The sequence below is a fragment of the Micromonospora cremea genome, from assembly GCF_900143515.1.
Lineage (GTDB): Bacteria > Actinomycetota > Actinomycetes > Mycobacteriales > Micromonosporaceae > Micromonospora > Micromonospora cremea.
Genome location: NZ_FSQT01000001.1, coordinates 2,240,666 through 2,262,080 on the forward strand (window position 1 = coordinate 2,240,666; position 21,415 = coordinate 2,262,080).

The following is a 21,415-nucleotide window of genomic DNA, read 5'->3' on the forward strand; positions in this document are numbered from 1 at the left end:
GGTCGCTACGAACGGGTGGCCGGGGCGAAGGGGTTCGGGATCGAGTCGAGCAGCAGCCTGGTGTAGTCGTCCCGTGCGGCCCCGATCACCTCCCGGGTCGGGCCGTGCTCCACCACCACCCCCTGGTTGAGCACCAGCACCTCGTCGGCGAGCAGCCGGGCGCTGAGCAGGTCGTGGGTGATGTAGAGCATCGCGAGCCGGCGGTTGCGGACCAGTTCACCGAGCAGCTCCAGGATCTCGGCGCGGATCGAGACGTCCAGCATCGAGATCGGCTCGTCGGCGATGAGCACCCGCGGGTCGGGGGCGAGGGCCCGGGCGGTCACCACCCGCTGGCGCTGCCCACCGGAGAGCTGGTGTGGCAGCTTGTCGAGGAACTGCCCGGCCGGGGCGAGCCCCACGCTCTCCAGCAGCTCCGCCGAGCGCTCCCGGATCGCGGCGCCGCGCAACCCGGCGAAGTTGACCAGCGGGCGGGACAGGGCGTACGCGACCGTCCGGGTCGGGTTGAGGGCGCTGAACGGGTCCTGGAAGACCATCTGCACGTGCCGGCGGTAGTCGACCAGGGCGCGTCCGCGCAGCCCGTCCACCCGGACCGTCCGGCCGGAGTCGCCGTCGAAGCGCACCTCGCCGGAGCTGGGGCGTTCCACCCCGGTGATCAGGCGGGCGATCGTGGACTTGCCACTACCGCTCTGTCCGACCAGGGCGGTGACCCGGCCCGGGTGCAGGGTGAACGACACGTCGCGAACCGCGTCGACCGAGTGGGTGCGCAGCCCCCGCCGGCTGGTGTAACGCTTGCTGACCCGATCGACGGTGAGGACGGCCTCGGCCGCCACGTCGGACGTGTCGGCCGGATCGGTCAAGGCCCCGGTGGCCGGGAAGTGGCTGCCGATCGTGGCGGCGGCGTCCGCCGCGCCGAGACGCACCACCGGCAGCCGGTCCTCCTGGGCGACCAGGCAACGGACCAGCCCGCCGTGCTCGGGCAGCAGCTCGGGATGGATCTCCCGGCAGGCGTCCTCGGCGTGCGGGCAGCGTGGGGTGAACAGGCAGCCGCGGTGCGGCCGGGACAGGTCCGGCGGGCGGCCCGGAATGTAGGTGACCTGCACATCGGGCAGCCGCGGGTCGGCGTACGAGCCGAGCAGGCCGCGCGTGTAGGGGTGGCGGGGCTCGTGCAACATGCCGGCCGCCGAGCGGTTCTCGACGATCTCGCCGCCGTACATCACCATCACCCGGTCGGCCATCTCCAGCACCGTGCCGAGGTCGTGGCTGATGAACAGCACCGCGAAGCCCAGCTCGCGGCGCAGCTCCGCCAGCCGGGTGAGGATGCTGCGCTGCACCACCACGTCCAACCCGGTGGTCGGCTCGTCCAGCAGCACCAGTTTGGGGCGCAGCGCCAGCGCGAGGGCCAGTGCCACCCGTTGCTTCATGCCGCCGGAGAGTTCGTGCGGGTACGCCCGGAGCACCTGGCGGTCCAGCGAGACCAGCTCGAGCAGCTCGGTCGCCCGCGCGGTGACGTCGCCGGGGATCTTGTGCGCGGCGAAGGTGTCGGCGAACTGCGCCTGCACCCGGATCACCGGGTTGAGCGAGTTCATGCTGCTCTGGAAGACCGTGGACAGGTTGGTCCAGCGCAGCGTGCGCAGCTCGTCCTCGTCGGCGGTGGTCAGATCGACGCCGTCGAAGGTGACCCGGCCGCCGCTGATCCTGGCCGGCGCGGAGAGCAGCCGCAGGACGGCGTTGCCCAATGTCGACTTGCCGCAGCCGGACTCCCCCAGCAGCCCGACGAACTCGCCCTCGGCGATGTCGAACGAGACGTCGTGCACGGCACGGTTGGCCGGCAGGTCGCGCGGCGTGTAGGTGACGGAGAGGTTCTCCACCTCAAGCAAGGCCATCTCAATCCTCCCGGAGGTGGGGGTTGCTCAACGCGTCGATACCAAAATTGATCAATGTGAACGACGTGATCAGCAGCGACAGCGCCAGACCGGGCGCGATGAGCCAGGCCCACTGGCCGGTGAGCAGGGCCCCACCGAGGCTGGCCTGGTTGAGCATGGTGCCCCAGCTGACCGTCTGCGGATCGCCCAGCCCGAGGAAGGCCAGACCCGCCTCGCCACCGATCGCGCCGAGCGCCGCGCCCATGAAGCCGACCACGATCAACGACGTCATGTTGGGCACGATCTCGCGGGCGATGATCCGGGCGGTGCCGTCGCCGGCGAACCGGGCCGCAGTGATGTAGTCACGGGTGCGCAGGGTGATGATCTGCGACCGCTTGATCCGGGCGCCGTACGCCCAGCCGGTCACGCTGATCACGGCGATGATCAGCCACAGTCCACGGACCGGCGCGTACGCGGCCAGCGTCACCATCAGCGGCAGCGCCGGCACCACCAGACCGAGGTTGATCAGGAAAGAGAGGACCTCGTCGACCCAGCCCTGCAGGTAGCCGGCGGTCAGCCCGATGACCAGCCCGATCAGGGTGGAGAGCAGCCCGGCGGCGAGCCCGACGATCAGCGAGGTGCGGGCGCCGACGATCAGCTGCGAGAAGACGTCCTCGCCCTGTGCCGTGGTGCCGAGCCAGTGCCCACCCGTGGGGCCGAGCGAGGTCGGGAACGCGTCGCCGCGCGGGTCGTACGGCGCGATCAGCGGGGCGAAGAGCGCGACCAGCACGAAGGCGCCCAACAGCAGCAGTCCGGCGCGACACTTGCGGTTGCGCCACAGGATGACGAACCAGCCGGGCAGCCGGCTGCGCCGGGACAGCTCGGTGGCGCTCGCCTGGAGGGCCTCGGTGTCGGTGCCCGGGACCGGTACGGCGGGAGCGGGTGTGCTCATGTCAGCTCCTCGGTGCGCTCGGTCATGCCGTATCCGCCTTTCGCACCCGGGGGTCGAGGAACCCGTACAGCAGGTCGGCGAGGAAGTTCGCCACCAGCACGCCGACCGTGGTGAACAGGAAGATCGCCTGCATCAGCGGGTAGTCCCGGCTGGACACCGACTCCAGCAGCAGCCGGCCCATGCCCGGGTAGTTGAAGACCGTCTCGACGAGCACCGTGCCGCCGAGAACGCTGCCCAGCGCGATGGCGAAGCCGGTGACGTTGGGCAGGATCGCGATCCGGGCACCGTAGGTGAGCGCGATGCGCCGGCGGGGCAGGCCGCGGGCGACGGCGAGCCGGGCATGGTCCTCGCCGAGGCTCTGCACCATGTTGTTGCGCATCCCGATGATCCAGCCGATCGGGCCGGTGATCAGCAGCGCGACGGCCGGCAGCACGCTGTGCTGGAAGGCGTCGGAGATGAAGATCCAGCTCCAACCGGGACTGCTGCCGCCGCCGTAGCCGCCACGCTCGGGGAACCAGCGCAGGGTGATCGCGAAGACGTAGATGAGCAGCAGGGCGAGCCAGAAGAAGGGCAGCGTGCCGAGGAACGTCGAGCCGAGCGTGATGACCGAGTCGACCCGGCTGTTACGGCGGTACGCGGCCCAGGTGCCCAGCAACGTGCCGACGATGAACGAGATGATCTGGGTGACGCCGACCAGGATCACCGTCCACGGCAACGCCTGGCCGATCATGTGGGTGACGCTGTAGGGGAAGTAGGTGTACGACACCCCGAAGTCACCCTGGACGATCGCTCCCAGGTACTGCACGTACTGCTCGAAGAGGTTGCCGTCCGGGGCGCCGAGCATGATCCGGATGGCTTGCAACTGGGCCGGGTCGATGCTTTCGCTCTGCCCGGCCAGCCGCGACACGATCGCTTCGGCGGGATCGCCGGGTTGCAGCCGGGGAATCAGGAAGTTGAGCGTGACGGCCGCCCACAGGGTGCCGATGAAGAACAGGAAGCGTCTGGCGAAGTAGGCCACCGGGGCCATCCCTTCCGGGGGACGGGTCGGCCGGCGCGCCGGGGCGCGCCGGCCGGCCATCGGCTACTTGGTGTTCCCGGCGGGCTGCAGGTGGGTGATGATCAGCAGGTTGTCGCTGGGCGCGGCGTACGGGTTCTGCTCGTTCGGCCAGCCGGTCGCCTTCGCGGTGCGGTACTGGAACCACTTGGCCCCGTACCAGAGCGGGATCACCGGCACCTGCTCGGTCATCACCGTGGTCAGGTCGGCGACGGCCGCCTTCTGGGCCACCTCGTCGGTCGCGGTCCGCAGGGTGGCGATCAACTGGTCGGTGCGCGGGTCGTTCCAGCGGACGAAGTTGCTGACCGCCTTCTTGCCGATCGGCGCGGACTGGTCGCTGGCCAGCGGCTCCTGGAAGTTGCGGAACATGTTGCAGCTACCGCCGTGCACGCCGAGCAGGGCGTCGTAGTTGCCGATGGCCCGGTCGTTCTCGTACGCCTCGGGGGTGGGCGTCTCGGCCCGGACGGTGAAGCCGAGCGCGTTCAGGTTGGCCACGATGATCCGCTGTGCCTGCACCCAGTCGGTCCAGGAGCCGGGCACCCGGAAGCTGAAGGCGATGGGCTTGCCGTCCTTGCCGACGCGCTTGCCGGCACCGTTCTTCGGGTAGCCGGCGGCGGTCAGATCGGCGTCGGCGCGGGCCGGGTCGTAGCCGACCACACCCTGGTTGGGCAGGTCCTTGGGCAGCCACTCGGCCTGCCCCGGCACCACCAGGCCGGTCTGGCTGGCCGGCTTGACGTAGCCGAGCTGCGCCTTGTCGACGATCTCCTGCCGGTTGAACGCGGGCACGAGTGCCTTGCGGAACGCGGTGTCGTTGAACGGCGCCTTGGTCAGGTTGAGGTAGACGCTGATCGAGCCGCCGGAGGGGAACCAGTACTTGTTGTGCTCCGGGTCCCGGTCGACGTACGCCTTCTTGATGTCCGGCACGAACATGGCGTTGCTGTCGTACTCGCCGCGGCTGAGCTTGAGCTGGTCGATCTGACCACCGCCGTCCGCCTTGTGGAACCGCAGCTCGTCGACCTTGACCTTGTCGGCCTGCCAGTAGTCGGCGTTGCGGCCGAGCGTCAGCTGCTGCGGGTTGAAGGCCTTGACCGTGAACGGGCCGGTGCCGACGGGCTTCTCGGCGTTGGTGAAGGTGACCGGGTCACCGACGGTGGACCAGACGTGCTTCGGCACGATCTTGATCTCGCCGAAGAGCGTGAACGCCGCCGCGCCGGGCTGGGTGAACCGCATCGTCACGGTCTTCGGGTCCGTCGCCTCGACCGCGCTGAGGTAGCGCCAGATCCCCTTGGTGTCCAGCGCCTTGTGCTGCTTGAGCATGTCGTAGGTGAAGGTGACGTCCTCGGCGCTGAACGGCTTGCCGTCGTTCCAGGTCACCCCGTCGCGAAGCTTCCAGACCAGCGTCTGCGGGTCGGTCCACGTCCACTGGGTGGCGAGCCACGGCTTGGCCTGACAGCCGTAGCTGTCGTAGGCGATCAGCTGCTCGAAGACGTACTCGGTGGCGCCGAGACGGGTGGCGTCGAGGTAGGGGTTGTAGTTGGCCTGCGGGTTGCTGCCGCCGCCGAAGTCGCCGTAGTCGAGGAAGGCGATGCGACCGTCGGTGCCGGGGCCCGATGCCGATTCCGTACCGGTGCAACCGGTTACCGCCAGTGCCAACGCCGCCGCCAACGCGGCCGTGCGAACGAGCTTGGATCTCTTCACTTGCCGGTACCTCCTGTGGGGGTCGACGTCGAGCAGCCGCAACTGCGGCGCACGACGAGCTCGGTGGGGAGGACGATGCTGTCCGGCGCGGGGGCGCCGGGGGCGTCGGCGGCGCGCAGGATCAGCCGGGCGGCCTCGGCCGCCAGCTCCCGCACCGGCTGCCGGACGGTGGTGAGCGGAGGGGAGACGAGCGCGGCCATGGGCGCGTCGTCGAATCCGGTGATGACCAGGTCCTGCGGCACCCGCAGGCCCCGGCCGAGGGCGCCGACGAGGGCGCCGAGGGCGACCTCGTCGTTGGCGCAGACGATTGCCTCCGGAGGCCGGCGGTCGCGCAGCAACTGGTCGGCGGCGAGCACTCCGTCCGGCTGTTGCATGCTGACCCGGACCGGTTCGGTGGGCGGGGTGAGCCCCAGCTCCCGGTGGGCGGCGAGGAAGCCGGACCACCGCTGGCTGACGTCGGGCGACCCCTCGGGCGTGCCCACGAAGACCAGGTCGCGCAGGCCGTGCTCGACGAGCAGGTGCCGGGTGAGTCGTTCCATCGCCGTGGTGTTGTCCACGCCCACCGAGGGCACCGAGTCGCGGCCCGGGCCGGCCAGGACGACCACCGGGACCAGGTCGGCGAGCCGGAGCAGCGTCTCCTCCGAGATGGTGCCGCCCATGACGGCGATGCCGTCGACCCGCCGGGCCATCTCCAGCACCTGGGCGTCGGAGTCCTCCCGCAGGTGGGTGCAGAGGATGTGCACGCTGGCCCGGGCCGGCACCGCCTCGGACTCGAAGCCCTGGATGAGCTCGCTGAAGTAGGGGCCGGACAGGCCCGGAAAGACCAGGCCGAGCGCACCGTGCCGGCGGGCGGCGAGCGCCCGGCCCAGGTGGTCGGGTCGGTAGCCGTGCAGCTCGATCGCGTCGAGGACCCGCTGCCGCAGGTCAGCCGACACCTGGCCGGTGCCGTTGGAGACCCGGGAGACCGTGGCGACGGACACGCCGGCCAGGCGGGCGATCTCCCGAACCGTGATCCGACTGTTGCCCATGGCCCCCTCGATCCGTAACGTGCGGTGAACAGAAACCGGTTTCAGGCACCATAAGCAGGCTCGTGGCAGATCACAAGAGGACAGCCCGAGATGCCCGCCGAGAGGATGAGACAGGTCATATGTCCGAAGTGTTGCTCCAGAACCGCAGGATCGTCATCGACGGTCGCCCCCGACTGCTGCTCGCCGGGGAAGTGCACTATTTCCGGCTGGCCAGGGCGGACTGGGCCGACCGACTCGACCGACTCCGCGAGTGCGGCGCCGACACGGTGGCCACCTACGTGCCGTGGCTCTGGCACGAGCTGCCGGACGGCACCGTGGACCTCACGGGGCGTACCCACGAGCAGCGGGACCTGGCCGGCTTCCTGGACCTCGCCCACGAGCGGGGCCTGCACGCGGTGGTCCGGCCCGGGCCGTTCATCATGGCCGAGGTCAAGAACGAAGGCATCCCCTACCGGGTGTACGACGAGCACCCGCACCTGCTGCCGACCACCTGGGACGGCACGCCGATCGCGACCCGCACCATCGACTACCTCGCGCCGGAGTTCCTCGCCGCCGCCGACGGCTGGTACGCCGCGGTGATGCCGGTGATCGCCGAACGGCTGGCCGGGCGGGGTGGGCCGGTGATCGCCGTCCAGCTGGACAACGAGATCGGCATGCTCTCCTGGGTCACCAACTCCCCCGACCTCACCGACCTGCTGTGTGAGGATCTGCGCCGGTGGGCGATCGACCGGTACGGCAAGGACGCCGCCGCCGATCGGGTCGGCGCTGACGCGGGCGACCCGGCGGCCTGGGCGGCAGCGCTGCGCACCCCGCCGGAGGCGCGGTCCCTGGCCGTACACGACGACCTCGGCCGCTACATGCGCGACCGGTACCGCCGCTACGTGGCCGAGCTGCGCGCCAGCGCCGAGCGGCACGGGGTGCGCGGCGTACCGTTCCTGATCAACGTGCACGGCACGGGCGGCGGACGCGGCCGGACCTTCCCGATCGGCATCAGCCAGCTCTTCGAGTCCTACCGGGGCCAACCGCAGGTGACCTCCGGCTCCGACTACTACCTCGGCGACCTGACCGTCACCAACGTCGCTGACCTGTACGTCGGCAACGCCTTCCTGGCCGCCGTGCACGACGCCGACCAGCCGCTGACCTCGCTCGAGTTTGAGGCCGGCAACGGTGACTACGGCGAGGACCTGTCGACGCTCTACCCGCCCGAGGCGGTCGAGCTGAAGACCCGGCTCTGCGTGGCACAGGGCAACCGCCTGCTCAACCTCTACCTCTTCGCGGGCGGTCACAACCCGCCGCTGGCGCAGCCGGTGGGCGACGGCAACGACCGGATCGCCTTCACCGGCGAGCGGCACGGATTCGCCGCCCCGGTCGGCCCGGAGGGGCTGCTCAACCCGACCTTCGACGCGGCGAAACGCGCGCTGCACGCCGTGCGCTGCGTCGCCGACCTGCTCGCCGACTCCGACGAGGAGTACGACGGGCTGGCCCTCGGTTTCGTCCCCGACCACTACCTCACCGAGTACCACCACCCGGCCTCGCCGTCCCGCGCCGAACAGGTCGCCGACCTGGAACGGTTCCGGGGCATGGGACCGCGCGACGTACTGGCGCGGGCACTGCTGCTGGCCGGCCACTCCTTCCCGGCGCTGGATCTGCAGTCGGCCGGCCCCACCACCGGTGTGATCGCCCTGGCCAGCGCCACGACGCTGGGACGGGACGTGCAGCAACGACTGGTCGCGCACCTGCACGGCGGCGGCGGACTGCTGCTGCACGGGGTGCTGCCCGAGCGCGATCACGACGGCAGCCCCTGCACGCTGCTCGCCGACGCGCTGGGGCTGAGCGTCACCGGACGGGTCGAGGGCGGGCCGCACTACTTCCCGTCGGTTCTCGGGCACGGCTGGGCGTCCGGGCGGCCCGAGGTCCGGGTCGGCTACGCCCAGCACCTCGCCGGCACCGACGCCGAGCCGATCCTCACCGAGGTCGGCTCCGGGAAGCCGTGCGCCGTCGAGGTCGGGCACGGCGCCGGCCGGGCCGTGGTGGTCGCCGCCGACCTGCCGTGCGACCTCGACTTCTGGCGTGGCGCCCTGCACCGGCTGGGCGTACGCCCCCGACTCGACCCGCGGACCGACGGGCCGGGCCTGGTGGTGACCTCCACCGTCGACCCGACCGGGCAGCGGCTGCTGCACCTGATCAACGTCGCTCCGTCGGCGGTAACGGTCGCGCTGAGCTGGCACGGCGCACCGGTGCTGGGGGGCCGGCGGCTCCGGGTGCCCGCCCGCACCGGTGTGATCCTGCCGTACGGGATCCGGGTCGGTGACGCGACGCTGGTGGAGACGACCTGCGAGCTGGTCCGCGTCGACGACGACGCGGTGCTGCTGCGCCCCACCCAGGGCGACGACGTGGTGGTGCTGGCCACCGAACGGCCGGTCACCACGAGCCGGGGCACGGTCGCGGCGGCGGACGGCCGGGTGACCGTGCGCCTGCCCGGCGGGCCGACTGACGAGCCGGTGCGGGTCAGCCTCGGCTGATCTCGGGACGGCTGCGGAGGGGCGAGGCGCCCTCCGCAGCCGCACCCGCTCACCCGTTGGCGGGATGTCCCGTCCAGATAGGCGGGTGCCAGAATTCCCCCATGCGACGCGCCATCGTCGGCCGGGACGAGGTGTTCGACCGGGCCTGGCAGCTCCTGAGCCGACCGGGCCCGGTGATGTTGGAAGGGCCCCCCGGCATCGGCAAGACCGAGCTGTGGCGGGCGCTGGTCGCGCACGCGGCGCAGGCCGGTTGGCTGGTGCTGAGCTGCGCGCCCACCGAGGCCGAATCCGAGCTCCCGTACGCGGCCCTGGCCGACCTGCTCCGCCCGCTCGCCGACCGGGTCGCCGCGCTGCCCCGGCCACAGCGGATCGCCGCCGAGGTCGTTCTCCTCTCCGGCGACGCACACGAGGCGGTCGACGTACGGGTGGTCGGGGCGGCCACGCGCTCGCTGCTGGAAGCGGGGGCAGCGGCGACCATCCACCCGACGGTGCTCCTCGCGGTCGACGACGCGCCCTGGCTGGACCGGCCCAGCGAACGCGCGCTCCGGTACGCGCTGCGCCGGGTCACCGGCCTGGCCACCCTGCTCAGCCGCCGACGTAGCCCGGGCGCGGCCGACGACGTACCGCTCGGTCTCGACGAGGGCCACGTCGGCGGCCCGGTCGGACGGGTCGAGGTGCCTCCTCTGGACGTCGGCGCGCTCCACCACGTCCTGCGCGAGCAGCTCGACGTCACGCTCAGCCGGCCGATGCTCGTCCGGGTGGCCAGGGAGGCCGGTGGCAATCCGCTGCTGGCCATCGAGGTCGTCCGCTCCGTGCAACGCCTGCCGCGCCAGCCCTCGCCCGGCGACGATTTGCCGGTGGCCGCGTCCATGCACCACCTTCTCGCGGACGTCCTCGCCAGGCTGCCCCTGGCCAGTCGCACCGCCGTACGGCTGGCCGCGCTGCTGACCGTGCCGACCCTGGCCGACCTGGCGGCGGCGGGGGTGTCCACCGCTGCGCTGGACGCGCCCGAGGAGGCGGGGCTGATCGTGGTGACGCCGAGCGGCGTGCGGTTCACCCACCCGGTGTACGCGGCGGCCGTCCGGGCCGGTATCCCGCCGGGAGTCCGCCGCCGGCTGCACCGCCAGCTCGCCGACCTGCTCACCGATTCGGACGAGCGGGCCCGCCACCTCGCGCTCTGCGCGACGGACCCGGACCCGGTGGTCGCGGACACCCTGGCCGCCGCAGCCGCACGCTGGCACAGCCGGGGCGCACCCGACCTCGCCGCCGAGCTGCACTACCGCGCGAGCCAGCTCACCCCGGCCGACGACCTGGTACGCCTGGGCCGGCGGCGACTCGCGGCGGCCCGCTGCCGGTTCGACAGCGGCGACTTCCCGGCGGCCCGGCAGGCGGCCGAGGCGGTCGCGGCCGAGTTCACCGGCGAGGTACGGGCGGAGTCGCTGCTGCTGCGCGCCATCCTCGCCTGGTCGGGCGGTGAGGCGAGCCGGGCGGCGCTGGAGAACGGCACCCGGGCGCTGGCAGCGGCCCGACCCGGCTCGGCCCTGGCCGGCCGCATCCATGCCCACCTCGCCGTCTTCGAGGATCACACCGAGTCGGCCCGGGAGCACGCCGAGGCCGCAGCCGCACTACTGGACGGACGCGACGACGACCACGACCTGCTCGCCGCCGCCCTGGTGCTGCTCTTCTTTCAGGAGGTACGACTCGGGCGGCCGCCGCGTACCGACCTGCTCGACCGCGCGCTCGCCCTGGAGGGCGACGAACCGGCGTGGCTGGCGAGCACGGTGCCCGCGATCTGGTGGAAGTCCATCGACGACGCGGAGCGGGCCCGCCTGCGGCTGCACCGGATGCTGGGCCGCGCCGAGGCCCGGGGCGACGAGCCGCTACAACACGAGCTGCTCTCCCATCTCGGCGAGGCCGAGCTGCTGGCCGGGCGGTGGGACGACGCCGAACGGCACATCACCGCGGCCCGGGAGCTGGGTGACCAGCTCGGCACGGGCCTGGTCGGTGAGACCTGGCTGGCCGCACTGCTCGACGCGCACCGGGGTCGGCTGACCGACGCGACCAGGGTGGCCGAGTCCGGCCTGCGGCTCGCCGACGAACTGGACGACGACTGGTGCCGGCGGATCCACCAGCAGTTGGCCGGGTTCGTGGCGCTTTCCGCGGGCCGGATGGCGGAGGCGGCCGCCGCCTACGCCGGCCTGGCCGCGACGATCGACGCGAACGGGCTGGTGGAGCCACTGGCCATGCGGTTCGAACCGGACTGGATCGAGGCGTGCGTCGGGGCGGGCGATCTCGACCTGGCAGCGACCGTGCTGGCCCGGCTGATCGCTCGACACCGCCGGTTGCCGCGTCCGTGGACGATGCTGGGTGCCGCCCGGGCCCGCGCGCTGCTCGACAGCGCCACCGGCGTCGACGCCGGCGCGGCTCTCGACGCGCTGACGGCGGCACGGGACGCCGTACCGCCGGATGTGCTGCCGCTGGACCGCGCCCGCTGCCTGTTCGTGGCCGGGATCGTGCACCGCCGGTCCCGCCGCAAGCTGCCGGCCCGGCAGGCGTTGGAGGCGGCGGTCGCGGAATTCACCGCGATCGGCGCGGCCGCGTTCGCGGATCGCGCCCGGGCCGAGTTGGCCCGCGTGGGTGGCCGCCCACCGACGCCCCGGCACCTCACCGCCACCGAGGAGCGCGTGGCCCAGCTCGCAGCGCGCGGTCGGACCAATCGGGCGATCGCCGACGAGCTGTTCGTCAGCCCGAAGACCGTCGAGGCGAACCTCGCTCGGATCTACCGCAAGCTCGGCATCTCCACCCGCGCGGAGCTGGGCGCCGCGATGACCAGGGCCGACGCGCAAGCATAGGGAAACGCCCGATTCCTCGCCGTCCGCCCGGACCTAGCCTCAGGTCATGGCCGGTCACCTGTTCGCACTGGAGCAGTACGACCGTTCACCCGGCGCGGACGACTCGGTGCCGGCGTTCGGCACCCCGGGCTGTCGGCTGGTGGCCGCCATTCGGCTGCCCACCGACGATGTCGTGATCGCACTGGTCGAAGGCCCCGACGCGGAGGTCGTGGCCGCGGCCGCCGCAGCCGCCGCCTGGCGGGTCGACCGGCTGATCCCGGCCCGGTGGATCCAACCACCGGGGACCTCAACCACCGACCTGGACCTCCGACGAGCGAAGGAAGACTGACGTGCGCCGTCTGATCGCACCCCTGTGGTGTTCGCTGCTGCTCCTGCCGCTCGTCGCGTGTGGTCCCGAAGCCGCGGGCGACGCCGACCCGGCCGCCGATGCCGGCGCCGGAGTCGACGTCGGCGGCGGGGACCTGCCGGACGTACCCCGGCCCGCGTGCCCGTTCACCGCGACCCAGGTCGCGGACCTCCTCGGTCAACCGATGGAGGACCAGGGCGACTGCCTGTTCGGCGACGGCAAGGGCGTCGCCGCGCTCACCATCACCACCGCCTCCCCGATCGCGGGCGGAGCCACGTACGACTACCAGCGCCAGCAGGCCACGACGGCGTACCGGGAGGTGAAGGACGTCGACAAGGGACGCAAGGCATACCTCGCCGTCAAGGACATCGGCGGCGAGGCCGTCGTAATCAGTGACAAGGGCAGCTTCACCGTGATCCTGAGCAGCTTCGAGCGGATCGGCGCCGGCCCCGGCGGATACGAGCCGGCCCTGCGCAAGGTGCTCGACGCCCTCCCGCTGTAATGCCGAGCCAACGACCGGAAGGGGAGCCGCGATGACCCACCTCGGAACCGGCCAGCGGTGGGGTGTCGCCGCGGCCACGATATTGACGCTCACCGCCCTCGCCGGCTGCGGAATGATCGGCGGTGACGACGCTGGCGACACCCCGGCGGCCGGAGCCGGAAAGAGCGTGGCGGCCACACCGGACGACGACCCATCGGTCGCCGCGTCGGCGGAGGCGCCGCCCGCTGCGGCAGCCGTCGACGCCTGCGCCCTGGTGACCAGGCAGGAGGCCGAGAAGCTGGCCGGCACCCGGCTGGAGGACCCGCTGGAGAAGCCGACGGACCGGGACACCTGCACGTACACCGGCCCGGTCACCGGCCCCACCGCACAGGTGGAGGTGTACGTCGGCGACGGCGCGAAGAAGTTCCTCGACATCGACCGCGAACTCGGGCACAAGATGACCCCGATAAGCGGTGTGGGCGACGAGGCGTACGCCGAGGACGGCACGGTCTTCGTCAGCAAGGGCGGGGTGTGGGCCTGCGTCCGGCTGGTCCGCAGCGAGGACCCGGCCCTGTACCGCGCGGGCCTGGAAGCCGTGGCGCGTACGGCCGCCGGGCGGCTCTGATCCCCGAGGGAGGCGACATGGTGACACCCCGATCGCGGCGTCTGCGCGCGACGGCGGCGCTGCTCGCGATAGCCCTGTTGCTTCCCACGGCCTGCGAGCGGGGTGACGCCGGCCCGAAGCCACCCGGTCCGCGGGCCGGTGACACCGGCGGGGACCAGCGGTACGGGGCGGCGCCCGCCCCCGACGAGAAGGTGACCTACCAGCCCGACGTGGTGTTCGTGGGCGGCGGTGGCGGGTCGGTACGCGGGCTCTCGGAGGACGCGCTCACCTGGCGTATCGATCCGGGCGCCAGCGGCGCCGACCAGCTCGCCCGGGGGAAGGTCATGTTCCTCACCGGCCGGGCGGTCGGGCGGGTGCTCGACGTCCGCCGGGACGGGGCCGACCTGGCGGTGACCCTGGGGCCGGTGGACGTCACCCAGGTCATCCGTGACGGCACCTTCACCGGTGACCGTCCGGTCTCCCTGGAGCGTCCCACCCGGTTCGACGCGGGCACACCGTTCTGGGCCGAGTATGACGCCGCGAACGGCGGCACCGGCGGCGGCGTCCCCGAGGCTGTCGCGGCAGAGCGGCGGATCGCGGGCTTCTCGGTCACCCCGGTCTGCTGCGCGGACGGAGTGGGCGCGCGGTTCAGCTACGACGGCGGCGGGGTCCGCATCATCGGCACGGCGACGTTGCTGATGAAGAATCCGACGGCCCAGTTCCACCTCGAGATCCGGGGCGCTACGGTGCGCCGCGCGGAGCTGCGGATCGGCGGCATGGCCGGGTTGCGGATCGACATCTCCGGTGCCACCCGCACGGGCCAGAACATCAACAAGCGCATCCCGATCCCGCTGGACTTCAGCGTGCCGGTCGGCGAGATCCTCGGCGTGCCGTTCTCCATCACGGCGAACCAGCTCATCGGGGTGCAGACGGCGTTCAGCGCCAAGGACGGAAACCTCAGGGCGGCCGGCGAGTGGTCGCTGGGCGGCTCGCTCGGGTTCGGGTACGCCAATGGCACGTTCGGGGTCACCAAGCCCTGGAACCTCACCGTCCGCAACAGCATCACGGACTCGATCTACGGGCCGTCAGTCGGCGTCAGCGGGGTCATCCTCCACTACCAGGCGGCCTTCCGGGCCGGTCTGGGCGCCTTCGGCTTCACCGCAGGGCTGTACGCCACAGTCACCGCCACAGTGGGGCTGACCGTCGGCTCCGCCCTGGGTGCGCCGGTGGCGCTGTGCCGCAGCACCCAACTCGGCCTGTACCTGGACTACGGGGTTGGCTACAGCCTCCCGGCCGGTCTGGTCAAGGCGATCAACACGTTCCTGGAGCTGGTCAACGCCGGGTCGATCGAGGCGAAGGCGGGGATCGGCCGGGTCGACAACGTGTTCAACAAGCTGGACATCCAGCCGGACGTGAAGGTCTGCCGGGCCTGACGCCGTGACGCCCACCGACCGTGGCGTCCGACCAGCTCCGGGCCCCGGCATCACCGGGACCCGGTGCCGGGCCGGCCGGTGTGGAGCGCGCGCTCACCGCTCCACACCGGCCGGTACGGCCCGTCAGCCCGCGGCGCAGGTCAGGGTCAGGCCGCCGGCGGTGCCATTGGCCTGGAATCCGAACTCAGCGGACTGGCCGGCGCCGACCTGGCCGTTGTAGGCGACGTTGGTCCAGCGCGTCGTGCCGGCGTCTGCGCTGCGGTTGGCGTTCCAGGCGTTGGTGACCGTCGCGCCCGACGGCAACGCGATCGTCACCGCCCAGGAACTGATGGCCGATGATCCGGCCGTCACCTTGACCGTCGCCACGAAGCCACCGGTCCATTGGTTCACCGACACGGTCGCGGTGCAGCCACCCGGCCCCGGCGGCGGGGTCGTCGGCGGCGGAGTGGTCGACGGCGGGGTGGTGGGCGGCGGGGTCGTGCCGTTGTTCAGCGCGGCGAGGACCGCGTCGTACGCCGGCTTCTTGGCACCGCCGCTGGTGAACAGCAGCGGGGTCTGCGAGGCCCGCCACGAGTCGCTGTCCCGGATGCCCCAGACGGTGATGCCGTTGCAGCGGGCCACGGCAAGGCAGTCCTGCACGACGCTGCGGTACGTGGCCGCCGAAGCCCCCTCGATGTCCAGCTCGGTGATCTGCACGTCAACGCCGAGCGCCGCGAAGCTGGACAGCGTGGTGCGGTAGTTGCTGGGGTACGGCGAGCCGCTGTTGAAGTGCGACTGGAATCCGACGCAGTCGATGGGTACGCCACGCTGCTTGAAGTCGCGCACCATCGTGTACACGGCCTGGGTCTTGGCGTGCGTCCAGTCGTCCGTGTTGTAAGTCGTTGTAGCAGAGCTTCGCGCCGCGGTCGGCCGCCCGGGCGGGCCCGGAAGGCCGCCTCGATCCAGTCGCTGCCGGTCCGCTGGAGGTTGGAGTCGCGCCGGGCGCCGGAGCCACCCTCTGCGACGTCCAGCGGGCCATCGGGCTGACCGACGCCTCGCCGTACGGCGAGATCGCCCGGTACCTGGCGGTGCACCGCGAGGCCGAGGAGGCGGTCCGCCGCACGTTGTCCTATGTCGAAGGGGTGTCCTTCGCACGGCGGGCGACGGCCCCCGCGCACTTCGGGATCGGCCTGCGTGACACCGTCTGCCCGCCGAGCACCGGCTTCGCCGCCTACAACCAGTACGGCTGCGCGACCGGCCGACCGCTCCCGCCCGATCGGGAAATGCACGTCTACCCGTTCAACGGCCACGAGGGCGGTGAGGCCGTCCACGTTCGGCGCCAGCTGCGCTGGCTCGGCGCGGTGCTCGGCCGGGACTGACGCGGCACGCCGGGCCGGCGAGGAGCCGGCGCGCAGCGACGCTCCGGGTGGGACACGTCCAGGTCAGCAAGCCGTCCACCGCACGGCGGTCACCTTGCCGGCAGTGTTGCGGAAGCCCACGACGGTCCCGTCGTCGGCGATCGCCCGGCCGGAAATGGTCACCCGGTCACCACCGCCCGGCAACTGGCGGGCGGTGGGACCGGGGACCACCCATTCGCCACCGACGGCCACCCCGCGCGCGTTGACGTCCTCGATCCCGTACACCTGCCGGTCCAACTGGGTGTACACGCCGGTGCGCAGGTTCCAGCGCACCGGGAACTGGTCACCATCGCTGAAGGAGACCCGGCCGACCGCCCAGCGGCCCTCGGCCGCCAGGACCTGCGTGGACTGGGCAGCGGGCACGGTCAGCTCCGAGTACCGGCCGTCCGGGTGCCGCACCCAGCCGGTGAAGTACTCCGGGCCGGAAGCGGTGCCCACGATGCTGCCGTCTCGGGTGACGCCCAGCGCCAGCGCTCCGGCCGGGGCGTCCAACTCCTCGACCGTTCCCGGCCGGGACGCCGGCCACCGTAGCGCGACGAATCCGCCGGTCGCGTCGTCGAAGCGGTATCCCACCACGTCACCAGCGGCGTTGATCGCCGAGACGTAGACCTGGTCCGACGGAGTCGGCAGGAGGGTGAAGACACCGTTCCGGTAGCTCCACGGCTGGGTCCGGCCGTCGGCGTTTCCGTTGCCGATCACCACGCCGCGAGCGTTGACGTCGACGACGCCGTCGCCGTTCGGCCAGGGCACGGTCGTCAGCCGGCCCCGGTCCCAGAGCAGCAGGAACGCCTCGGTGGGGCTCTCCTCGTGCACCCGCAGCGCTCCGCCGGCGACGTACCGGCCGGTGGGGTCGATGGCGTATGCCTCGGTGCGGTACATGTTCGGCGGCTGCGGCAGCGTCTCAATGGCGCACGACGGCGCAGGTGGACGGGGAAACGCGGTGGCGGGCGACGCGGCGACGACGGCCGCGGTGGCCAGCAGGCCGACGGCGGCGCCGGCCGCCAGGGCGCGTCGAACGAGACGATGCATCGGAGTCTCCCCGTGGTGGCCGGGACGAGCGGATGCGCTTGATGGTTCCACCGCCACGGCACCGTCCGGTCGGGCGCCGGCTGTCGGATCCGCGATAGCCCGCCGCACGCCACGGTGGACGAGGTCAGAAGGCGTTGACTCCGGTGAGCGCGCGCCCGATGAGAAGTTCCTGGATCTGGCTGGTGCCCTCGTAGAGGGTGGCGACCCGGGCGTCCCGAAGGTACTTGCCGACCGGGTACTCGTCGATGTAGCCGTACCCCCCGAACACCTGGACCGCGTTGTTGGCCGCCCGGACGGCGGCCTCGCTGGCGAACAGCTTGGCCATCGATGCCTCGGTCGCGAAGGGCTGGCCGCGGTCGATCAGGTCGGCCACCTGCCACACCAGGAGCCGGGCCGCGGCGGTGTCCACCGCGATGCTGGCGAGCAACTGCTGGACGAGCTGGTGCCCGGCGATCGGTTTGCCGAACTGGGTCCGCTGCCCGGCGTAGCCGACCGCGGCGTCCAGGCAGCCCTGGGCGATGCCGACGCAGCCGGCGGCGACCGACATCCGGCCCTTGGCGAGGGTGGCCAACGCCAGACGGAAGCCGCCGCCCTCGGCGCCGAGGCGGGCCGCGTCGGGCACCCGTACCTCGTCGAAGCGCAGCTCACCGGTGGCCTGGCCGCGCAGGCCGAGCTTGCCGTGGATCTCGCGCCGGGTCAGCCCGGGGCTCTCGGTGGGCACCAGGAACGCGGTGATGCCCCGGTGCCCGGGGCCACCGGTGCGGGCGAAGACCAGCGCGACGTCGGCGGTGGTGCCGTTGGTGATGAACGTCTTCGTGCCGGTGAGCAGCCAGTCGGTGCCGTCGCGCACCGCGCGGGTGCGCAGCGCGGCCGCGTCCGAGCCGCTGTCCGGCTCGGTCAGCGCGAAGCAGCCGAGCGCGGCCCCGGAGCAGAGCCGGGGCAGCCATTCGGCCCGCTGTGCGGCCGACCCGTGTGCGGCGATCGACTTGGCGACCAGGCCGAGCGAGACGGACACGATGCCGCGTACGGCCGAGTCTGCCCGGCCGAGCTCCTCCAGGACCAGGCAGTAGGCGAGGTGGTCGCCGCCGGAGCCGCCGTCGGGCTCGGCGATGGTGAGCCCCAGGAAGCCCAGGTCGCCGAGCATGCCGACGACGGCCGGATCGACCGACTCGCGGCGGTCCCAGGCCGCCGCGTGCGGCACCAGCTCCCGGTCGACGAACTCGGCGGCGAGCTGGCGGACGGCCGTCTGCTCGGCGGAGAGGGTGAGCTCCATGACCCTTAAACTAGCGGTGATAGTTTACGTCGTCCAGGGCGGACGGTGACCGGTCGGCGATCGCCGGTCGGGGGCCAGGCCGGCGTGCCGCTCGGCGGCGAACGCGCGGGCCAGCTCGGTGCGGGAGCGGATGCCGAGCCGGTGGAACACGTTGCGCAGGTGATGGTCCACCGTGCGGGTGGAGAGGAACATCCGGGCGGCGATCTCCCGGTTGGTGGCACCCTCCGCGACCAGTTCAGCGATCCGTAGTTGCTGGCCGGTCAGCAGCCGTGCCGCCGGCAGGTCCGGCGGGCCCACCGATTCGCCGGCCGCGCGCAGCTCCGCGGTGGCCTGCTCGGCCCAGCAGCTCGCCCCGAGCAGGGTGAACGTCTCGCGGGCCTGGTGCAGGTGTGCGCGGGCGTCACGCGGACGCCTCCTGCGGCGCAGCTCCTGACCGAAGAGCAACTCGGTGCGCGCCCGCTCGAACGTGCCGGCCTCCGTCGGGTGCAGCCGCAGCGCCGTCCGGAACTCCCGCTCGGCCTCAGCGCTGCCCCATGGCGCGAGCAGCGCGTGACACCGGGCGGAGAGTGCCCGGCGCAACGGGCTCGCCGTGCTGCTGGCCCACCGGTCGAAGACGGCGAGCGCGGCCGTTGCCGCCGGTCGGTGCGCCAGGTGGGCGGCCGCCTCCACCAGGTACGGGGTGGCCATCACCTGCACGAGGACCTGACCCCGGACGGTACCGAGCCGGGCCAGGGACGCCAGTCGGGCCGCGGCCTCGGCGTGCCGCCCGTCGACCAGGTCGAGCACCGCCAGTGCCCACCCGGCGAAGGCGTGTGGCCGGCTGCCCGGCGTCGGCGCCTCGCCGATCTCCCGGATCCGCCGCAGACTGGTTGCCCGGTCGGCCCGGATGGCAGCCAGCACGGCGAGCATGCCGAGGTGGACGTTGGCGCAGTTGACCTGACCGGTGGCGCGGGCGACCCGCAGGCCGTCGCGGGAGGTCTCGGCCGCCGCCTCGTGCCGGCCCAGCCAGTACTCGGCGACGGCCCGCAGCTCCAGTGCCCGGGACAGCATGGACAGTTCGCCCCGGTCGCGGGCCAACCCGACGGCGCGCTCGGCGAGCCGGTGCGCCGCGCCGTCCACGGCGACCACCAGGCCGGCCGCCGCCGCGCAGGTGAGCGCGGTCGGGGTCAGCGCCGGGCCGGTCAACCGGCCACCCAGCACGACGGCGCGTCGCAGCGCGGGGCCGGCTCGCTCGTGGTCGCCCCGCAGGGTGGCCGCCACCCCGGCGACCAGAGAGCTCATCAACTCGGTCGCCGGCGGGTCGTTCGGGCGCCGCAACGCCAGTGCCCGGCGGCCGACCTCGGCGTACCGGTACTGGTCGCCGGCGAAGCAGACGGCCTCGCCGGCCCGCGCCAGCGCGGCGAACGCGAGGGCACGGTCGGTGCGGGCCACCGCCCCCGCGGCGGCCAGCAAGGTGGCCGATGCGACCGAGGCGGCGTCACACCGCAGCTCCAGCTCGCCGCGCAGCAGGTCGGCGTGACCGGTGACGGTCCCGTTCGCAGGGATGGAGCGGAGGCGGTCGAGCAGCAGCCGGGCCTGACCGGGTTGGCCCGCGGTCCAGGCGTACCGGGCGGCGGCCAGCAGGCGGGCGGCGGCGCGGGCCGGTTGGTCACTGAGTTCGGCGGCCCGGCACAAGGCAGCAGAGGCGGTGGCCCAGCCGCCCTCCCCATCGGCTGCCGCCTGCTCCAGCTCGGTGGCGAGGGCCGGGTCGGTACCCGCCGTCGCGGCGGCGAGATGCATGGCCCGGCGCAGCCGCTGCCCGTCGGAGTCGAGCACGCCGGCGAGCAGCTGGTGCGCCGCGCGCCGCTCCGCGAGCGGTGCGCCGGCCGCGACCATCGCACGGGCCAGCGGCTGGGGGAACGTGACGCCCCGCGGCTCGACACGGACCAGGCCGGCGACCTCCGCCGGGGCGAGCGCCTCGACCGCGGTGCCGGCGACCGCCGCCGCCCGGATCAGGGTGGCTGGCTGCCCGTCCTCGTCCAGCGCGGCGAGCAGCAGCATCCGTCGGGTGTCCGGCGGCAACCGGTCCAGCCGGGCCCGGTAGGCGCGGCCCAGCGCGCCGTCGGCCGGTGGTGCGGGAGGCAGCGGCTCCTCCCCCCGCCCCTGCGCGGGGGTGAGCACCTCGGCGAGGTCCACCAGGGCCTGCGGGTTGCCGCCACCGACCGCGGCGAGCGCTGCCACGACCGGCGCGGCGGGTCGCTCGGGCAGCCGGTCGGTGAGGACGGCGACGCTCTCCCGCTCGTCCAGGCGCCGGAGCCGGTGCGCCGGTATCCCGTCGACCGTGGCGGTGGCGTCGGCGGTGAGCAGGACGGCGACCGGCAGGTGCCGCAGCCGGCGGGCCACGAAGGCGAGCACCCGCGCGCTCCGCCGGTCCCCCCGGTCGACGTCGTCCATGGTGGCGAGCAGCGGGCGGTCCCGCGCGGCGGCGGCGAGCAGCCCGAGCACGGACATCGACAGTGCCCGTTGGCGGTCGGTCGGGCAGCCCTCCCCGTCCAGCGCGCGCCGCAGCAGGTGCCACTGCTGCTCGGGCAGGGCGGTGGCCCGGTCGAGCACCGGATCGAGCAGGCGTTGCAGGCCGGCGTACGGCAGCGCGGCCTCCTCGGGCAGGCCGGTCGCGGCCAGCACGGTGCAGCGCTCGGCGTACCGGTGAGCGTAGCCGACCAGTGCGGTCCGGCCCGAACCCGGCTCGCCGTGCAGCAGCAGGGCACCACCGCCGTCGGTCACGCCGTCGAGCAGGTTCCGGACAGCCCGGCACTCGTCGTCCCGACCGCGCAGCACGGTTATTTGCACTCTTGATGCAGTAACCATGTATTCAGTGTCACCTATCGGTAACCGGATGGAAAGA

15 protein-coding genes and 1 pseudogene are annotated in these 21,415 nt (G+C 72.9%); 7 read left to right on the forward strand and 9 right to left on the reverse strand.

The window, feature by feature from the left end; genetic code table 11:
* Positions 1-5 precede the first annotated feature (5 nt).
* The 5 genes from BUS84_RS10325 to BUS84_RS10345 all read right to left on the reverse strand — a co-directional run bounded on the left by BUS84_RS10325 (position 6) and on the right by BUS84_RS10345 (position 6,594).
* On the reverse strand, positions 6-1,883 hold the full coding sequence (locus tag BUS84_RS10325; RefSeq protein WP_074310858.1) for an ABC transporter ATP-binding protein: 1,878 nt from the start codon (positions 1,881-1,883) through the stop codon (positions 6-8).
* Position 1,884: 1 nt separating this feature from the next.
* Positions 1,885-2,814 carry an ABC transporter permease gene (locus BUS84_RS10330; protein ID WP_074310860.1) on the reverse strand — a complete coding sequence of 310 codons (930 nt, stop codon included), beginning with the start codon at positions 2,812-2,814 and terminating at the stop codon, positions 1,885-1,887.
* A gap of 22 nt (positions 2,815-2,836) precedes the next feature.
* Positions 2,837-3,832 carry an ABC transporter permease gene (locus tag BUS84_RS10335; RefSeq protein ID WP_074312456.1) on the reverse strand — a complete coding sequence of 332 codons (996 nt, stop codon included), beginning with the start codon at positions 3,830-3,832 and terminating at the stop codon, positions 2,837-2,839.
* Positions 3,833-3,895: 63 nt separating this feature from the next.
* Entirely contained in the window at positions 3,896-5,566 is a 1,671-nt protein-coding gene (locus BUS84_RS10340; RefSeq protein WP_208869567.1) for an ABC transporter substrate-binding protein, read from the reverse strand.
* Complete coding sequence (locus BUS84_RS10345; RefSeq protein ID WP_074310862.1) at positions 5,563-6,594, reverse strand: LacI family DNA-binding transcriptional regulator; 1,032 nt, start codon at positions 6,592-6,594, stop codon at positions 5,563-5,565. The genes BUS84_RS10340 and BUS84_RS10345 overlap by 4 nt, the downstream gene beginning before the upstream one ends.
* A 119-nt stretch (positions 6,595-6,713) precedes the next feature.
* On the opposite strand from BUS84_RS10345, the gene BUS84_RS10350 reads away from it, so the two are divergent.
* The 6 genes from BUS84_RS10350 to BUS84_RS38190 all read left to right on the forward strand — a co-directional run bounded on the left by BUS84_RS10350 (position 6,714) and on the right by BUS84_RS38190 (position 14,832).
* A complete protein-coding gene (locus tag BUS84_RS10350) occupies positions 6,714-9,116 on the forward strand; it encodes a beta-galactosidase (protein WP_074310864.1) in 2,403 nt (800 codons plus the stop codon).
* Between the two features lie 101 nt (positions 9,117-9,217).
* Positions 9,218-11,968 (forward strand): AAA family ATPase, encoded by a 2,751-nt coding sequence (locus BUS84_RS10355; RefSeq protein WP_074310868.1) that lies wholly within the window; start codon positions 9,218-9,220, stop codon positions 11,966-11,968.
* Between the two features lie 46 nt (positions 11,969-12,014).
* Complete coding sequence (locus tag BUS84_RS10360; RefSeq protein ID WP_074310870.1) at positions 12,015-12,296, forward strand: hypothetical protein; 282 nt, start codon at positions 12,015-12,017, stop codon at positions 12,294-12,296.
* A 1-nt stretch (position 12,297) separates the two neighbouring features.
* Complete coding sequence (locus tag BUS84_RS10365) at positions 12,298-12,816, forward strand: hypothetical protein (protein WP_074310872.1); 519 nt, start codon at positions 12,298-12,300, stop codon at positions 12,814-12,816.
* A gap of 31 nt (positions 12,817-12,847) precedes the next feature.
* On the forward strand, positions 12,848-13,420 hold the full coding sequence (locus tag BUS84_RS10370) for a DUF3558 domain-containing protein (RefSeq protein ID WP_074310874.1): 573 nt from the start codon (positions 12,848-12,850) through the stop codon (positions 13,418-13,420).
* A 17-nt stretch (positions 13,421-13,437) separates the two neighbouring features.
* Positions 13,438-14,832 carry a hypothetical protein gene (locus BUS84_RS38190; RefSeq protein ID WP_074310876.1) on the forward strand — a complete coding sequence of 465 codons (1,395 nt, stop codon included), beginning with the start codon at positions 13,438-13,440 and terminating at the stop codon, positions 14,830-14,832.
* Between the two features lie 123 nt (positions 14,833-14,955).
* Here BUS84_RS38190 and BUS84_RS36595 read toward each other — a convergent pair.
* Positions 14,956-15,833: pseudogene (locus tag BUS84_RS36595) on the reverse strand (endo-1,4-beta-xylanase); the annotation flags it as partial.
* A gap of 48 nt (positions 15,834-15,881) precedes the next feature.
* Here BUS84_RS36595 and BUS84_RS39775 point away from each other — a divergent pair.
* Positions 15,882-16,190 carry an acetylxylan esterase gene (locus BUS84_RS39775; protein WP_244298556.1) on the forward strand — a complete coding sequence of 103 codons (309 nt, stop codon included), beginning with the start codon at positions 15,882-15,884 and terminating at the stop codon, positions 16,188-16,190.
* Between the two features lie 63 nt (positions 16,191-16,253).
* Here the strand turns inward: BUS84_RS39775 and BUS84_RS10395 are convergent, their stop codons facing one another.
* The 3 genes from BUS84_RS10395 to BUS84_RS36600 form a co-directional block, all read right to left on the reverse strand.
* Positions 16,254-17,258: a hypothetical protein gene (locus BUS84_RS10395; RefSeq protein WP_074310878.1), complete on the reverse strand. Its 1,005-nt coding sequence runs from the start codon at positions 17,256-17,258 to the stop codon at positions 16,254-16,256.
* Positions 17,259-17,382: 124 nt separating this feature from the next.
* Positions 17,383-18,531, reverse strand: a complete 1,149-nt coding sequence (locus BUS84_RS10400; RefSeq protein ID WP_074310880.1) for an acyl-CoA dehydrogenase family protein — start codon at positions 18,529-18,531, stop codon at positions 17,383-17,385.
* 24 nt (positions 18,532-18,555) lie between these two features.
* Positions 18,556-21,360 carry an AAA family ATPase gene (locus tag BUS84_RS36600; protein ID WP_244298464.1) on the reverse strand — a complete coding sequence of 935 codons (2,805 nt, stop codon included), beginning with the start codon at positions 21,358-21,360 and terminating at the stop codon, positions 18,556-18,558.
* Between the last annotated feature and the right edge of the window lie 55 nt (positions 21,361-21,415).

Excerpts from the sequence above, each read along its gene's own strand:
- BUS84_RS10325 (WP_074310858.1), bottom strand. The coding sequence starts at position 1,883 with ATGGCCTTGCTTGAGGTGGAGAACCTCTCCGTCACCTACACGCCGCGC.
- BUS84_RS10330 (WP_074310860.1), bottom strand. The coding sequence starts at position 2,814 with ATGAGCACACCCGCTCCCGCCGTACCGGTCCCGGGCACCGACACCGAG.
- BUS84_RS10345 (WP_074310862.1), bottom strand. The coding sequence starts at position 6,594 with ATGGGCAACAGTCGGATCACGGTTCGGGAGATCGCCCGCCTGGCCGGC.
- BUS84_RS10350 (WP_074310864.1), top strand. The coding sequence starts at position 6,714 with ATGTCCGAAGTGTTGCTCCAGAACCGCAGGATCGTCATCGACGGTCGC.
- BUS84_RS10355 (WP_074310868.1), top strand. The coding sequence starts at position 9,218 with ATGCGACGCGCCATCGTCGGCCGGGACGAGGTGTTCGACCGGGCCTGG.
- BUS84_RS10360 (WP_074310870.1), top strand. The coding sequence starts at position 12,015 with ATGGCCGGTCACCTGTTCGCACTGGAGCAGTACGACCGTTCACCCGGC.
- BUS84_RS10370 (WP_074310874.1), top strand. The coding sequence starts at position 12,848 with ATGACCCACCTCGGAACCGGCCAGCGGTGGGGTGTCGCCGCGGCCACG.
- BUS84_RS38190 (WP_074310876.1), top strand. The coding sequence starts at position 13,438 with ATGGTGACACCCCGATCGCGGCGTCTGCGCGCGACGGCGGCGCTGCTC.
- BUS84_RS10395 (WP_074310878.1), bottom strand. The coding sequence starts at position 17,258 with ATGCATCGTCTCGTTCGACGCGCCCTGGCGGCCGGCGCCGCCGTCGGC.
- BUS84_RS10400 (WP_074310880.1), bottom strand. The coding sequence starts at position 18,531 with ATGGAGCTCACCCTCTCCGCCGAGCAGACGGCCGTCCGCCAGCTCGCC.